At 35.7% G+C, this 15,368-nt stretch carries 18 protein-coding genes; 14 read left to right on the top strand and 4 right to left on the bottom strand.

Features of this window, described 5'->3' with window-relative positions; genetic code table 11:
• Positions 1-56: 56 nt before the first annotated feature.
• Positions 57-515, bottom strand: coding sequence for a ferrous iron transport protein A (locus HFD15_RS04720; protein WP_003129762.1), 459 nt, complete (start codon positions 513-515; stop codon positions 57-59).
• A gap of 335 nt (positions 516-850) precedes the next feature.
• Between HFD15_RS04720 and msrB the strand changes: the two genes are divergently transcribed.
• Positions 851-1,279: a peptide-methionine (R)-S-oxide reductase MsrB gene (gene msrB / locus HFD15_RS04715; protein ID WP_012897028.1), complete on the top strand. Its 429-nt coding sequence runs from the start codon at positions 851-853 to the stop codon at positions 1,277-1,279.
• Positions 1,280-1,409: 130 nt separating this feature from the next.
• Here msrB and HFD15_RS04710 read toward each other — a convergent pair whose 3' ends face one another.
• The 3 genes from HFD15_RS04710 to rpmB form a co-directional block, all read right to left on the bottom strand.
• Positions 1,410-3,074 carry a DAK2 domain-containing protein gene (locus HFD15_RS04710; protein ID WP_021721783.1) on the bottom strand — a complete coding sequence of 555 codons (1,665 nt, stop codon included), beginning with the start codon at positions 3,072-3,074 and terminating at the stop codon, positions 1,410-1,412.
• A complete protein-coding gene (locus tag HFD15_RS04705; RefSeq protein WP_025016601.1) occupies positions 3,074-3,436 on the bottom strand; it encodes an Asp23/Gls24 family envelope stress response protein in 363 nt (120 codons plus the stop codon). Before HFD15_RS04705 ends, HFD15_RS04710 begins: the two co-directional genes overlap by 1 nt.
• 278 nt (positions 3,437-3,714) lie before the next feature.
• Complete coding sequence (gene rpmB, locus HFD15_RS04700; protein WP_003129776.1) at positions 3,715-3,909, bottom strand: 50S ribosomal protein L28; 195 nt, start codon at positions 3,907-3,909, stop codon at positions 3,715-3,717.
• A gap of 135 nt (positions 3,910-4,044) precedes the next feature.
• Here rpmB and HFD15_RS04695 point away from each other — a divergent pair, with 135 nt between their 5' ends.
• From HFD15_RS04695 to HFD15_RS04635, 13 genes are all read left to right on the top strand, one after another.
• Positions 4,045-4,704 carry a DUF1129 domain-containing protein gene (locus tag HFD15_RS04695; protein ID WP_012897029.1) on the top strand — a complete coding sequence of 220 codons (660 nt, stop codon included), beginning with the start codon at positions 4,045-4,047 and terminating at the stop codon, positions 4,702-4,704.
• Positions 4,705-4,902: 198 nt separating this feature from the next.
• Positions 4,903-5,772 carry a glucose-1-phosphate thymidylyltransferase RfbA gene (gene rfbA, locus HFD15_RS04690; RefSeq protein ID WP_023190046.1) on the top strand — a complete coding sequence of 290 codons (870 nt, stop codon included), beginning with the start codon at positions 4,903-4,905 and terminating at the stop codon, positions 5,770-5,772.
• A gap of 47 nt (positions 5,773-5,819) precedes the next feature.
• Positions 5,820-6,113 (top strand): hypothetical protein, encoded by a 294-nt coding sequence (locus tag HFD15_RS04685; protein WP_058208237.1) that lies wholly within the window; start codon positions 5,820-5,822, stop codon positions 6,111-6,113.
• 56 nt (positions 6,114-6,169) lie between these two features.
• Entirely contained in the window at positions 6,170-6,763 is a 594-nt protein-coding gene (locus tag HFD15_RS04680) for a dTDP-4-dehydrorhamnose 3,5-epimerase family protein (RefSeq protein WP_010905193.1), read from the top strand.
• A complete protein-coding gene (locus HFD15_RS04675) occupies positions 6,763-7,017 on the top strand; it encodes a hypothetical protein (protein WP_003129781.1) in 255 nt (84 codons plus the stop codon). The genes HFD15_RS04680 and HFD15_RS04675 overlap by 1 nt, the downstream gene beginning before the upstream one ends.
• A 41-nt stretch (positions 7,018-7,058) precedes the next feature.
• Positions 7,059-8,111: a dTDP-glucose 4,6-dehydratase gene (gene rfbB, locus HFD15_RS04670; protein ID WP_023190041.1), complete on the top strand. Its 1,053-nt coding sequence runs from the start codon at positions 7,059-7,061 to the stop codon at positions 8,109-8,111.
• 256 nt (positions 8,112-8,367) lie between these two features.
• On the top strand, positions 8,368-8,763 hold the full coding sequence (locus tag HFD15_RS04665; protein WP_058208238.1) for a VOC family protein: 396 nt from the start codon (positions 8,368-8,370) through the stop codon (positions 8,761-8,763).
• Positions 8,764-8,805: 42 nt separating this feature from the next.
• Entirely contained in the window at positions 8,806-9,705 is a 900-nt protein-coding gene (gene rfbD / locus HFD15_RS04660) for a dTDP-4-dehydrorhamnose reductase (protein WP_025016599.1), read from the top strand.
• Between the two features lie 133 nt (positions 9,706-9,838).
• Entirely contained in the window at positions 9,839-11,047 is a 1,209-nt protein-coding gene (gene cps2T, locus HFD15_RS04655) for a beta 1-4 rhamnosyltransferase Cps2T (RefSeq protein WP_025016598.1), read from the top strand.
• The gene (locus HFD15_RS04650; protein ID WP_058208239.1) at positions 11,037-11,975 is read left to right on the top strand and encodes a glycosyltransferase family 2 protein; all 939 of its coding nucleotides are present in this window, start codon (positions 11,037-11,039) and stop codon (positions 11,973-11,975) included. The genes cps2T and HFD15_RS04650 overlap by 11 nt, the downstream gene beginning before the upstream one ends.
• Entirely contained in the window at positions 11,976-12,785 is an 810-nt protein-coding gene (locus tag HFD15_RS04645; protein ID WP_025016596.1) for an ABC transporter permease, read from the top strand.
• Between the two features lie 13 nt (positions 12,786-12,798).
• A complete protein-coding gene (locus HFD15_RS04640) occupies positions 12,799-13,992 on the top strand; it encodes an ABC transporter ATP-binding protein (RefSeq protein ID WP_011675427.1) in 1,194 nt (397 codons plus the stop codon).
• Positions 13,970-15,361, top strand: a complete 1,392-nt coding sequence (locus HFD15_RS04635; protein WP_058208240.1) for a DUF2142 domain-containing protein — start codon at positions 13,970-13,972, stop codon at positions 15,359-15,361. The genes HFD15_RS04640 and HFD15_RS04635 overlap by 23 nt, the downstream gene beginning before the upstream one ends.
• Positions 15,362-15,368 lie beyond the last annotated feature (7 nt).

The following is a 15,368-nucleotide window of genomic DNA, read 5'->3' as shown; positions in this document are numbered from 1 at the left end:
TCTAGGACAATTTCTTTACAAAAATAACGATAAAAATAGGTCAACAATTTTGCTTACTATCGTTCAAGAACGACTTTGATTTTTTCAGCATCCGTCTTTCTCAAAGAGAGAGAATAGCCTCGAAGCCTAAGTTCAAGAGGGTCGCCAAGTGGTGCTAATTTTTGCAGATGAACACTTGTTCCTCGCGTAATGCCCATGTCCATCAAGCGGCGCCTGATATCAGACGTTGCGTCAATCATACGAACGACACCAGTTTGCCCAACTTGCAAGTGAGCTAAACCAATGATATCCTCGCTAGAACGTTCTTCTTTTACAAAAATTTGCTCTAAAAATTCAGAACTTAAAGCAAGGCGAGTTTCATCAATTTTGACAATTGCATTCTCGCCGTCAGTAGAAATTAGTGTTATTTTTTTATCGGAAATCATGCCTAAATCACGCAGTTTAGCTTGGTTTTTCCCAATAATTTTATGAATATAATAAATTTGCCCAATATGGGTATTGTTAAGAGTTTTCATTTTACCTCCCGGAATCAAATGATTACAGAAAATGTCAAGTACGTTTTACATTTATGATTATATCAAAATTTAAAGTACGATACAAGAATTTTCTGAAAAATAACAGTAACTTTTAATATTTAAGAAATGGAATTCCTAAAATCTTTAAGTACTTTCAATGGAAATCAATAGCGATTTTTGATAGGATGAATCATATCAGATGAGGACTTGTTTTTGACAAAAAAGTGCTTATTGACAGCCTAATGTAAAGGTGTCAAGCCCTTTGTCAACCAAGTTTACACTAGTGTCAAAAAGGTTGACAGTCAATGGTCACATGTAGGAAAGGAAAATTGCTGATGGAAAAAGAAGAACTTAAAAAGAAATTAAGCCCACTTGCTTATCGTGTTACCCAAGAAAATGGGACAGAGGCCCCTTTTGCTAATGAGTTTGATGATTTCTTTGAAAAAGGATTGTATGTTGATGTTGTGAGTGGTGAAGCCCTATTTACAAGTTTAGATAAATATCAATCAGGCTGCGGTTGGCCAGCCTTTACACAACCGATTGATAAAGGAGTTGTCAAAGAAAAACGAGATAAATCTCTATTTATGGAACGTACAGAAGTTCGTTCTAGTAATGCTGACAGTCATTTGGGTCATGTTTTTACTGACGGCCCCCTAGATAAGGGAGGCTTGCGTTATTGTATTAATTCTGCCGCTTTGCGTTTCGTTCCTTTTGACCAATTAGAAGCAGAGGGTTATGGAGAGTACGTAAAATACTTTTCATAATTCTATACACTCAATAAAAAAGTTACTGACAGAAATTTTAATCGATGAAAAATGCTTCTGTCAGTAACTTTTTATAAAGCAAAAGAAAAATTCTGATGTTAAACATCAGAATTTTTTTTATTTCTATATTTTACTCAACTGAGAAGAGATATGGGTAAACCGGTTGTTTTCCTTCGTGGATTTCAACTTCAATTTCAGGATATTTTTTCTCAAGTTCTTTAGCAATTTTGTCAGCATTGGCTTTTTTGCCTTCTTCACCAATATAAATCGCCACAATCTCACTATCTTCATCAATCATTTGATCAAAGACAGCAAAGATTGCATCATTCATTTTTCGTGTTGAAACAACAATTTTGTTATTCAACATTCCAAGTGTATCTTTTTTATGAATTTCGATACCATCGACATTTGTATCACGAATGGCCGTTGTTACTGAACCAGATTTAACGTCAAGAAGTGCATCAGTCATAGCGGCTTTATTTTCTTCAATTGAACGTGTAGGGTCAAAGCTCAAGAGTGCTGTAAATCCTTGAGGAACAGTGGCAGATTCAATCACTTCAACAGGAATTTCAGCAACTTCAGCAGCAGATTTTGCAGCCATAAAGATATTCTTGTTATTAGGTAAGATAATTACTTTTTCTGCGTTAACAGCTTCAATAGCAGTCAAAATATCTTCTGTCGAAGGATTCATTGTTTGACCACCAGAAACAACATGATTAACACCCATTTCACGGAAAATATCAGCTAAACCTTCACCAGCAGCGATAGCAATTAAGCCCCAGTCTTTTTTAGAAGTAGAAGTTGAAACATTTGTTGATTTTGCTTCTTTTTCAGCGACTCCTTCATTTTGCAGGCGCATATTGTCAACTTTAACTTTTACAAGACGTCCATATTTAAGTCCTTCTTGCATAACTAAACCAGGATCTTCTGTATGAACGTGGACTTTAACGACTTCCTCATCATCAACAACAAGAAGTGAATTCCCAATTCCTGCAAGATAAGCTTGGAAGTTATCGTGGTCGTAACTTTCACGAGAAGTTGGACCTTTACCGAGTTCAACCATGATTTCTGTACAATAACCAAATTTGATGTCCGCTGTTGAAGCATTGGCAACACTTTCGTGTTCAACATTAACCATACGGTCCATTGCGCCAAGTTCGGCAACAGGTGTTTCTGGTACGAATTCACCATTAAGCGCCATTAAAAAGCCTTCATAGATATAAACCAAACCTTGACCACCAGAGTCAACAACTCCAACTTCTTTAAGAACTGGGAGCATATCAGGAGTCATGGCAAGTGCTTTTTTAGCTCCTTCAAGTGCTGCTTCCATAATTTTAACAGCATCATCAGTTTCGTCAGTTTTGCGTTTTGCTAACTCAGCAGCACCACGAGAAACAGTTAAAATTGTTCCCTCAACAGGTTTCATAACTGCCTTATAGGCTACTTCGACCCCATTTTGAAGTGCAGCTGCAAGATGGATTCCATCAATTTCTTCGTAATCTTTAACATATTGAGCGAAACCACGGAAAAGTTGGCTTAAAATAACACCAGAATTTCCACGAGCCCCCATAAGAAGACCTTTTGAAAGAATTTGAGCCACTTGACCAACAGTATCAGCTGGTTTAGAAGCAACATCTTTTGCCCCATTTGTAATGGTCATGCCCATGTTTGTTCCTGTATCTCCATCGGGAACAGGGAAAACATTAAGCGAGTTAACATATTCGGCTTGTTCGTTCAAACGGCTTGCCGCTGCTTGAATCATTTCTTGAAATTTACTTGCATTAATATTTGACACTAATCTTCAACCACCTTCACATTTTGTACATATACGTTTACGCTACTGGCTGTGATGCCAAGTTGATTTTCGAGATTGAAACGAACACGTTCTTGAATATTTTTTGCAACTTCGCTAATTTTTACACCATAAGAAATGACAACATAAACATCGATAGAAGTTTCGTTGTCAGCAGTTGTAACGACAACTCCTTTAGAATAGTTTTCTTGACGCAAAACACTGCGAACATTATCTTTAACAGCAGATTTACTGGTCATGCCGACTACGCCGAAAATTTCAGTTGTAGACGCACCCACAACCGTTGCAATGACTTCGGTAGCAATATCGACATTCCCGTGTTGGTTGTTGATAGTAACACTCATTTTCATAGCTGTACCGTCGTCAATAATTTACAAATTTTTGTAAATAAAGAAAAATTGACTGACAAACGGCACTTTCCTCCATATTATTTAAATATCATTACTCATTTTATCATACTTTTATAAAATAAAACAGCTCTTTTGAACTGCTTTTTGAAATTTACCATTTGTCAGCGCTGACAGAGTTTGTTGGTAACAATTTTATTTACTGACAGAGCTGTCAGTAAATAAAAAACCCCGTCAGATGACAGGATATTTTTGTGTTTTGCAAAAAACAAAAATTATACGCGTTCTACGCCTGCTGGCAATTTCTTCAAAGCTTTAGCTGAAGCCCATACAGTTTTGAGTTCACCGTTTTCAAGAATTGTAACTTTTTGAAGATTTGGTTTAACTACACGTTTAGTTTGATTCATCGCGTGTGAACGGTTGTTACTTGAAACAGTCTTACGACCAGTAAAATAACATTCTTTAGACATGATATTTACCTCCCATTAGATTTTTATGTGCTTAAAAACAACATACTTGTTGATTATAACATTTTTCAAATAAAAAAATCAAGCTTTTGACTATTTTTGGCTGTTTTTTTTCACGCTTTCTGATAAAATGAGATTATGGAAAATTTAATCGAAGAACTTACTGCTAAAAATAAAGAATACATTCATTCGGTAACGAAACAACTGATTTTAGTTGGGAAATCAGATGAAGAAGTTAAAGAAATCTTGAATGACATTCTTCCGCAAATTATTGAAGGTCAAAAATCAGGAATTATTGCTCGTAAATTATTGGGAGCGCCAACTGAATTTGTTGCTCAATATCAACCAAAAGTTGCTGATAGACCTGTCAGTGAAAAAAATGAAAATCCAGTTTTGATGTGGCTTGATAGTAGCCTACTCTTTTTAGGATTTATTTCTCTTTTAAATGGAGTAACCGCACTTATCACTTCTAAGGCTCCGGTTTATGGCTTGATTACAACAATCTTGTCAGCGGCAGTTGCTGGTTTGGTAATGTATATGATGTATCGTTACTTTTATCGTCCTAAAGCGGATAACAGTCGTAGAACTTGGAATTGGAAAGGTTTTGCAGCAACCACTCTGTCAGTTCTCCTTTGGATTGCGGTAACTATCTTCTCTGGCCTTTTGCCAACATCAGTTAATTTGCAACTTCCTGCAATTGCTTTGGTCATTGTTGGACTTGTAGCCTTTGGAGTTCGTTGGCTCTTGAAACGTCAATTTAATATTCAATCTGCTTTGGTTGCTCAACCAAGAAGATAAAAAAGGAAGTCTCTAATTTTAGAGATTTTTTTATTTATAATTTATATAGGTAGAATCTTTTCATTAGTGTTTTAAAATAGTATCAGAAATGCCTATTTATCAACCTTTTATCCTCAAAATGACCACAGAGGGTTGTGTATTGATAAAAATTTTGTGTTATAATGTATATTGATTAATTATGATTATGGAGGTCCTTTGATGAAAGGGATTATTTTAGCAGGAGGGTCTGGAACACGACTTTACCCACTCACACGTGCTGCCTCAAAACAATTGATGCCTATTTACGATAAACCAATGATTTATTACCCATTGTCAACTTTGATGTTGGCTGGGATTAAAGACATTTTGATTATCTCGACACCAACAGATACCCCACGTTTTAAAGAGTTACTTCAAGACGGTTCTGAGTTTGGGATTAATCTGCAATATGCGGTACAACCATCACCAGATGGATTGGCTCAAGCTTTTATTATTGGTGAAGAATTTATTGGTGATGATTCAGTTGCGCTTATTTTGGGTGATAATATTTATCACGGACCTGGAATGTCTAAAATGCTCCAAAATGCAGCTGCAAAAGAAAAAGGAGCCACTGTTTTTGGTTATCATGTTCCTGACCCAGAACGTTTTGGTGTCGTTGAATTTGATGAAAACATGAATGCTGTTTCTATTGAAGAAAAACCAGAAGAACCTAAATCAAATTATGCAGTAACTGGTTTATACTTCTACGATAATGATGTTATTGAAATTGCCAAAAACATTGAACCTTCATCTCGTGGAGAGCTTGAAATTACTGACGTAAATAAAGCTTATCTTGAACGTGGCGATTTGTCAGTTGAATTAATGGGCCGTGGTTTTGCTTGGTTAGATACTGGAACACATGAATCTCTCCTTGAAGCCGCACAATATATTGAAACAGTTCAACGGATGCAAAATATGCAAGTGGCAAACTTGGAAGAAATTGCTTATCGTATGGGTTATATTACAGCTGACGATGTTCTTAAATTGGCTCAACCGCTTAAGAAAAATGAGTATGGTCAATACTTGCTTCGTTTGATTGGAAAAGACTAAAAAGTCATTATTAAAGTAAAGTTGTCAAAATACAAGAAGGACAATCAATGCTAAAAAATATTTGGGAATGGTTTTTGTGGTTTACTGGTGTGACTGACGTAGGTTGGTCAGCGTGGTGGGGCGGATTTTTCAGCTGTTTACCACTTTTTGGTGTCTTTGCTGTTGTTTGGCGAAGACTAAAATGTCATGCACCAGGTTGTCATCGAATTGGACTTCATCGCACAGCTGATGGACTTTATGTTCTTTGTCGAAAACATCATCCAGATGTACCTAATAAGCTAACGCTCGAACACATTCAAAAATCACACGTCAATGCAAAAGAGAAAAAAGATAGTGACTGAATGAAGTTAGCGTTGTTCTTGAATAAACTTTGAAAATAGTGATTAGAAAGAAAAATATGACTGATAATTTTTTTGAAAAAACATTGGCTGCACGAGAAATCAGCCAAATTCCTGGAATGTTAGAATTTGATATCCCAGTTCATGGTGATAATCGTGGATGGTTTAAAGAAAATTTCCAAAAAGAAAAAATGATGCCACTTGGCTTTCCAGAAAGCTTCTTTGCCGAAGAAAAATTACAAAACAATGTAAGTTTTTCTCGTAAAAATGTTTTGCGTGGCCTCCACGCTGAACCTTGGGATAAGTATATTTCTGTCGCTGATGGCGGAAGTGTTTTAGGCGCATGGGTTGATTTACGTGAAGGAGAAAATTTCGGTCATGTTTATCAAACTGTGATTGATGCAAGTAAAGGAATTTTTGTTCCACGTGGTGTGGCTAATGGATTCCAAGTTTTGTCTGACACAGTTTCTTATAGCTATTTAGTTAATGATTACTGGGCACTTGAACTTAAACCTAAATACGCTTTTGTGAATTATGCTGACCCAACTTTGGGAATTAAGTGGGAAGATGTTGAAAATGCTGAAGTTTCTGAAGCTGATAAAAATCATCCATTATTAAAAGATGTAAAAGCTTTGAAGGCTGATGAACTCTAATGTTTGCTTTACATTTACGAACTAAAAAACGTTTAGAATTTTGGCAAGTTGAAAAAAATACTGACAGACCGAGCTGGGCCAATCAGGCATTTACTGACGGGGGCTTTTCTTGGAATGATAAATCGCTGTCAGTAAAAAATGTCGGTGGTTTACTCAAAATGACAGTCCCTATTGGCGATTATTTGGTCTTCAATGGAAAATATTTAAAAGCTGTGCCAAAAGCAAAATTTGTCAGAGAGTATCGAGTGGATTAATTTTCAAGATTTACTAATAAATAATCGAAAAAGGAAAAAACATGACTGAATTTAAAAATATCGTTGTGACAGGTGGAGCAGGATTTATCGGCTCAAACTTTGTACACTATGTTTATAACAATCATCCAGACGTGCATATCACAGTTTTGGATAAATTAACTTATGCAGGAAATGTTAATAACATTAACATGTTATTTGACAGTGGACGTGTCGAACTTGTTGTTGGCGACATTGCAGACCCTGAAATTGTTGATCAAGTGGCTTCTAAAGCAGACGCAATTGTTCACTATGCAGCTGAAAGCCATAATGATAATTCTTTGAAATCTCAAGATGAATTTATCCAAACAAACTTTATCGGAACTTATACTTTGATTCAAGCGGCTCGTAAATATGATTTACGCTTCCACCATGTTTCTACTGATGAAGTTTATGGTGATTTGCCTTATCGCGAAGATTTGCCAGGTCATGGCGAAGGTGAAGGTGAAAAATTTACTGACAAAACACCTTACAATCCATCAAGCCCTTACTCTTCAACTAAAGCGGCTTCTGATTTGATTGTTCGTGCTTGGGTCCGTTCATTTGGGCTTAAAGCAACAATTTCAAACTGCTCAAATAACTACGGACCTTTCCAACACATCGAAAAATTTATTCCTCGTCAAATTACTAATATTCTTTCAGGAATCAAACCAAAACTTTACGGTGATGGTAAAAACGTTCGTGACTGGATTCATACAGAAGACCATTCATCAGGTGTTTGGACAATTTTGACTAAAGGTCGTATGGGTGAAACTTATCTTATCGGTGCAGACGGTGAAAAAAATAACAAAGAAGTTCTTGAAGATATTTTGACTCGTATGGGCAAAGATAAAGACGATTATGACCGTGTAACTGACCGTGCTGGCCATGACCTTCGTTATGCGATTGATAATAGTAAATTACGTACAGAACTTGGTTGGGCTCCAAAACATACTGACTTTGAATCTGGTTTGCAAGCGACAATCGACTGGTATCGTGAAAACGAAAACTGGTGGAAAGCTGAAAAAGAAGCTGTTGAAGCAAAATATGCTGAAACACAAAAGGTTTTGGATAAATAATTTTTCTGTCAAATTTGACAGGCTTTGTTTGCAAAGCTTGTGAGTATAGAAAGGTATTTTCTGATGAAAAATACTCAGCTGCTAAATGTTGTTTTAGGAATTGTGATGTTTATAGTTGCTATCATTGAGCTCTTTGCGAGAAATAAATTTATTGCGCTGTGCTTGATAGTGGTAGGAGTGGCAAATTTTACGATTGCATATAATTCTAAACAGAAATAGCCTCTATCAGTAAATAAGTGCGGGAAAGCGTGGAAATATGATTAATCATATTGGTGGTTTTGCTGTTAAAGACATTGAACGTTCTATTCAATTTTATGAATCTGTGCTTGCTCCTTTGGGTTATAAACTTCATCATCGCTCCGAAAAATCAGCAAATTTTTCGGACAGTATTTCAACAGATCCTTTTGGTGATTTTGCAATTTATGAAGGACAACCTTTCTCTTTTCATTTAGCTTTCCAAGCCAAATTTAATCAAGAAGTAGATGATTTTAACGAAGCGGCCATAAAGCTTGGTGCTAAAGGATATGGCAGGCCTGGCTATCACAAACATTTTCATGAAAATTATTATGCGGCTTTTATTTATGACCCTGATGGTTATGCTATAGAAGCAGTTTGCCATAATAATCAACCGCACTATGATTTAACATTTTAAATGACAAATCTCTCAGTAGAAAGATTAAAGATTGGAGAACAAATGATTTTAATAACAGGTGGAAATGGACAACTTGGAACAGAGTTGCGTCATTTACTTGATGAACGTGGCATAGCTTATACAGCAACAGATGCTAAAGAACTCGATATTACTGACGGCGTCGCTGTTGATAAATTCTTTGATGAAAATAAACCTGAACTTGTCTATCATTGTGCGGCTTATACAGCTGTTGATAAAGCTGAAGACGAAGGTCGTGAACTTGATGAAAAAATCAATGTTGATGGAACTAAAAATGTAGCCGAAGCGGCAGCACGTGTTGGGGCAACACTCGTTTATATTTCAACTGACTATGTTTTTGGCGGAACTTTGCCAATTGGCCAAGAGTGGCCGGTTGATGCACCAAAAGCTCCTGAATCTGAATATGGGCGGACGAAACATCTTGGTGAAGAAGCAGTTGTGGCTTCTGGTGTAAAACATTACATCATCCGTACTGCTTGGGTTTTTGGTTCTTATGGACCAAACTTTGTCTTCACAATGCAAAACTTGGCGACACGTTTTCCAGAATTAACCGTTGTTAATGATCAACACGGCAGACCAACTTGGACACGTACACTTGCTGAATTTATGGTTTATTTGGTTAATGAAAAAGCTGATTTTGGTTTTTATCATCTAACAAACGATGCTGCGCCTGGTGAAGATGTGACTTGGTTTGATTTTGCTAAAGAAATCTTGAAAGACACAGATGTGCTCGTTAAACCTGTGGATTCAAGCAAATTCCCGGCAAAAGCAAAACGTCCATTTAATTCAACAATGAGTCTTGAAAAAGCAAAAGCGACAGGTTTTGTCATTCCAACATGGCAAGAAGCTTTAGCAAGTATGCTTGAAAAAGGCGATTTGCGTGAAAATAAAGATGGCGTAAAAGGCGAAATTAACAAAAAATAATGACTCTGTCATTAAAATAAACTAATTGAAAATTCTGTCAGCGACCTGCAAAAGCTCGTCAGTACTGACAGAATTCTCATTTTGAGAGGCTGAAATAATCACTAAATAAATTTTAGTGAGTAAAAGGAACAACATGAAAAAACACGTTTTTATCATTGGTAGCCGTGGCTTACCAGCGAAATATGGAGGGTTTGAAACATTTGTTGAAGAACTCGTCAAACATCAAAATAATAAAAATATAAAATATCATGTAGCTTGTCAAAGTGAGAATTCAGACATGGCACTACCTGGAGAACATTTTGAGTATCTTGGAGCAGATTGTTTTGTAATTAAGTTACCCAAAATTGGTTCAGCACGTGTGATTGCTTATGATATTTTAGCCATTAATGCGGCACTTAAATATTGTAAAAAAGAAGAAATCAAAGCGCCTATTTTTTATATTCTTGGGAATACAGCAGGTGGATTTATTGGCCACTATGCCAATAAAATCCATAAACTTGGTGGAAAATTATTTGTCAATCCTGATGGATTGGAATGGAAAAGAACCAAGTGGGCAGCACCAATTCGTTCTTATTTGAAATTTGCTGAGAAAAAAATGGTGCGATATGCTGATTTGATTATTTCAGATAACGCAGGAATTAAAGAATATTTAACAAGTGAATATGGACAAGTTGAATCAGAAGTGATTGCTTATGGAACAGAAAAGTTCAAGTCCGATTTGACAGAATCAGAAACTCTGGTAAAATATAAAGTTAATGATTATTATTTGATTGTAGGGCGTTTTGTGCCTGAAAATAATTATGAAACGCTAATTAGAGACTTCATGAAAAGTTCAACAAAACGAGACCTTGTGATTATTACTAATCACGAAGGGAATGCTTACTTCAAAGAATTGCGCGAAAAAACGCAATTCGACAAGGATGCACGAATTAAATTTGTTGGAACAGTCTATAATCAAAACGAATTGAGATATATTCGTGAACATGCCTTTGCTTATTTACATGGTCATGAGGTAGGGGGGACAAATCCTGGATTGCTTGAGGCCATGTGGTCAACAGCGGTCAATGTTGTTTTAGGAGTCAATTTCAACCGGACGACAGCAGGCGATTCCGTCATTTATTTTGACAAGGAAAATTTACTGACAACTTTGTCAGAAGTTGAAAATTTGACCCCAGATGAAGGTCAAAGATTACACGAAAAAGCTCAGGCAATTATCGAAGAAAAATATACTTGGGAGCATATTTGTGCTCAATATGAGGACCTTTTCGCTCCAAAGTTTACTGATGAGTCTGAGCCTTTAAGAAAAATGGAGAACCTAGCCAGAGGCGGAGATGAGAGTTAATATTTTAATGTCAACCTACAACGGCGAGAAGTTCGTCGCTGATCAGATTGAGAGTATTCAAAAACAAACTTATACTGACTGGAATTTAATTATTCGTGACGATGGTTCAATTGATAGAACCTGCGAAATTGTTGATGATTTTGTCAGTAAAGACAACAGAATTAAATTAATTCGAGCTGAAAATGTTGGGGTGATTAAATCCTTTCATGAGCTTGTAACAGATAATAACAATGCTGACTTCTATTTTTTTGCTGACCAAGATGATTATTGGTTGCCAGAGAAGCTGTCAGTAATGCTAGAAGAAACTAAGAAACATGATAATAGTAAACCGGTTATGTATTATACAGATTTGAAAGTTACTGACAGAAACCTTAATGTGACTTCGGAATCCATGATACGCAGTCAGTCTGACCATGCAAATACAAAGCTTGTTCAAGAATTGACCGAGAATACGGTCACAGGCGGAGCGAGTATGATTAATCATGAGCTTGCACAACTTTGGCAAAGCACAAATGATATTATTATGCATGATTGGTATTTGGCAATTGTAGCAGCTGCACTCGGTGAGTTGGTTTATATTGACCAACCTACTCATCTTTATCGTCAGCACGATTCTAATGTTTTGGGAGCAAGAACCCTCTCAAAACGGATAAAAAAATGGATACACCCAAACTTATGGTTTGAAAAATATTGGTGGCTCATTACAGCCAGTCAAAAACAAGCTCAAAAATTACTGACAGAAAATTTGTCACTAATGTCGGAAGATGACAAAGCGCTTGTGACAGCTTATGTCAATATTTTAGCAGAACCGAAAGCAAAGCGTCGTCAAATTCTTGAACAATATGATTTACGTAAAAATAAAAATTATCATACAAGAATTTTTCGAACACTTATCATCACAAAATTTGCATATAAAGGAAAAAAATAAATGAATTTCTTCAGCCGTAGAAATCAAATTCTACTTAAAGAGTTAATTAAAACTGACTTTAAACTTCGTTACCAAGGAAGTGTCATAGGTTACCTATGGTCTATCTTAAAACCCCTTTTACTTTTCTTGATTCTCTATCTCGTCTTCGTAAGATTCATGCGTTTTGGGGAAGCAATTCCTCACTTTGCTGTTGCTCTGTTACTCGGGATTACAATCTGGAATTTCTTTAGTGAAGCAACAAATATGGGAATGCTCTCAATTGTCAGCCGTGGAGATTTATTGCGAAAAGTTAACTTTTCAAAGCCTGTCCTCATCTTCTCAGTTGTTGCCAACGCTTTTATTAATTTAATGATTTCTTTAGTTGTCGTTATTATCTTTGCTTTAATTAATGGCGTACAAATGAGCTGGACAGTAATATTCGCCGTTCCTTTACTTCTAGAATTAATCATCTTCACGATGGGAATTGCCTTTATCCTTTCAACCCTTTTTGTTTATTTCCGTGATTTAGGACCAATTTGGGAAGTAGTAATGCAAGCAGCTTTCTACGGAACACCAATTATCTATCCAGTAACACAAATCTCAACTTCACATCTTGAAATTGCCAAAATATTGATGCTTAATCCAATGGCTCAAATTGTTCAAGATATGCGTTATATTTTAACTTTTAGTAACAATGCCAATCCAACACTATGGCAAATGTGGCACAATCCTTTTGTAATTATCGTTCCATATATCTTGCCGATTCTTGTATTCGGACTTGGACTTTGGATATTTACTAAAAACTCTAAGAAATTCGCAGAAGTTATTTAATTAAGGAGACAAAATGGCTGAATTAGCAGTAAAAATTGATCATGTAAGTAAGTATTTTCGTCTTCCGACAGAAGCGAGTACAAGCCTTCGGACAACTCTTGTCAATCGATTTAGAGGAATCAAAGGTTATAAAGAACAACATGTCCTAAAAGACATTGATTTTGAAGTAGAAAAAGGTGATTTCTTTGGGATTGTTGGTCGTAATGGGTCAGGTAAATCAACACTTTTAAAAATCATTTCTCAAATTTATGTTCCAGAAAAAGGAAAAGTTACCGTTAATGGTAAATTAGTTTCTTTCATTGAACTTGGTGTTGGTTTCAATCCCGAGCTTACAGGCCGTGAAAATGTTTATATGAACGGTGCGATGCTTGGATTTTCAACTCAAGAAATTGATGAAATGTATGACGAAATTGTCGATTTTGCAGAGTTACATGAGTTTATGAACCAAAAACTCAAAAATTATTCTAGTGGAATGCAAGTTCGTTTGGCTTTCTCAGTTGCTATCAAAGCAAGAGGAGATGTTCTTGTTTTAGATGAAGTTTTGGCTGTTGGGGATGAAGCATTCCAAAGAAAATGTAATGATTATTTCTTGGAAAGAAAAAAATCTGGATTAACAACCATTTTAGTTACCCATGACATGAATGCCGTAAAAAAATATTGTAATAAAGCGGTACTTATCGAAGATGGTCTAATTAAAGTTGCAGGAAATGTAGATAAAGTTGCTAACCAATACAGTTTGGACAATTTAAAACGTCTTAAAGCGGCTCAAGAAGAATCAACAGAAGAAGTTGAAGAGTTTGTCAGTGATTTAAAAGTAAATTTATTATCACCAGTACAAACAACGCCAGAACAACCCATTAAATTTGAAGTTTCTTATAATGTTAAAGAAGATATTAAAACTTATGTTGCTTTCTCATTAACCGATGCAGACCGTAATATCTGGATTTATAATGACAACTCAATGGATTACCTGACCGAAGGTCAAGGTGAAAAACGAGCTGTTTATGAATGCAAACTAGACCAAGTTAATAATTTAAAACTCAAGCTACAAGTTTCAGTGCGGAATGCCAAAGATGAAATGGTTGCTTATGATATCGATGAAAAAATCATTATTATTAATCGTCTCGACATTCCAAAAGATGACCTCAGTGCTAAAGATTCAGCAAGCGGCCTAATCTTGCGGAATGGAGATTGGAATTTTGGTTAAAGAAAAGACTCAAACTAAAAAATTAATGAAACCAGAGCGACTTTTTTTAATTGTTACTCTTGTTGCTGGCTTGATTTTTGCGATTGCTCAACCACTTTTTATTGAGCCGGATTCAAGTTATCATTTTGATAAATCGTCTTATCTTTCAAATACAGTTGTGGATAGAACAAAAATTGGCTTTCCTGCTGAGGATTATCAATCAGCACCCCTTCCTTTTACAACGGTCACAACGAAAATGAAAGATGGAACTTATTTCAAAGATTTTTTTGAAACAAAACTTCCACTGGTTTCTAAAAGTAAAGTAACAGATAAGCGTGCCTTAGGAAAAAAATGGTATCAGGATATCATGCATTTGATTCCTGCTTTGGGCGTAAAAGTGGGTTATATGATTTACCCATCAGTAGGTTCGATGGTCTTGGTTGCTCGGTTATTTAGTTTAATTTTCTTTGTTTTGACGATGTATTTTATCATCAAAAAACTAAAAGCTTACCAAATGATATTCACAATCATATCTGTCACTCCTGTTGCTATTCAATTTGCTACAAGTTTAAGTTATGATTCTTATAATTATATTGTTTTTGCTTGGCTAAGTGCAACCTTGATTAACTTGGCAGTAGAGTTGCAAGAAAATAAAGAAATTCAGCTAAAAGATTTTTTCTTAAGAATTATTCTTCCGTCGATTGCCTTGTATTTTTCAAAGGCCAACTCACGCTTACTTTATTTAATTGTTTTGGCAGTATTTATAGTAATAGTTGCGAAAAAATTAAAACTTAGCTTAACAAAACTACAAGTTCTTATTGGAAGTGGTGTATTAATTGGCCTAGGAGCTTTGGTTTATATTTTTAGATATCATGACCAATTATGCCTTGTAGTAAGTAAGTTCCTTTACACGTTCATGGAGCCTTATTACTCAGTATTAACAACTCAAGTTATCAGTGGAACTTCAACAGCAGCAATACCTGCTTGGTTTTATCCAATCCAATATGGTGCATTAATTCTTTTATTCTTATCTTATACTAAAGAACAAGTGCCGCGTTGGTTTGCATGGTTAGGTTTACTTATTAACTTGATTAATCTGTTTGGAGTATTATTTAAATTTGCCATTGACCCAGCTTTTACTGAACACGTAATCACAGGGCCACAAGGAAGATACTTCACAGTCTTTATCTTACTCTTGGCACCAATTTTGACCCTTCTAGCCCAAAAAATTTCAGTTAAATCAACTGGAAGTTGGTTGAGAAGAATCGTACTTTTTGTTAGTTTAATGGCCCTTGCCTTGAACTTAGGTGTTACCACACTTAGGTCTTACCACTTGCATCTACCAATGGATGAATACCGCTCAGGAATAGAACATTATATCTTTAAATAGGTGAAAT

It is taken from the genome of Lactococcus sp. EKM203L (genome assembly GCF_011800585.1).
In the GTDB taxonomy this organism is placed as follows: Bacteria; Bacillota; Bacilli; order Lactobacillales; family Streptococcaceae; genus Lactococcus; species Lactococcus lactis.
The sequence above is the reverse complement of the archived record's forward strand: the minus strand, read 5'-3'. Positions and strand labels throughout refer to the sequence as shown.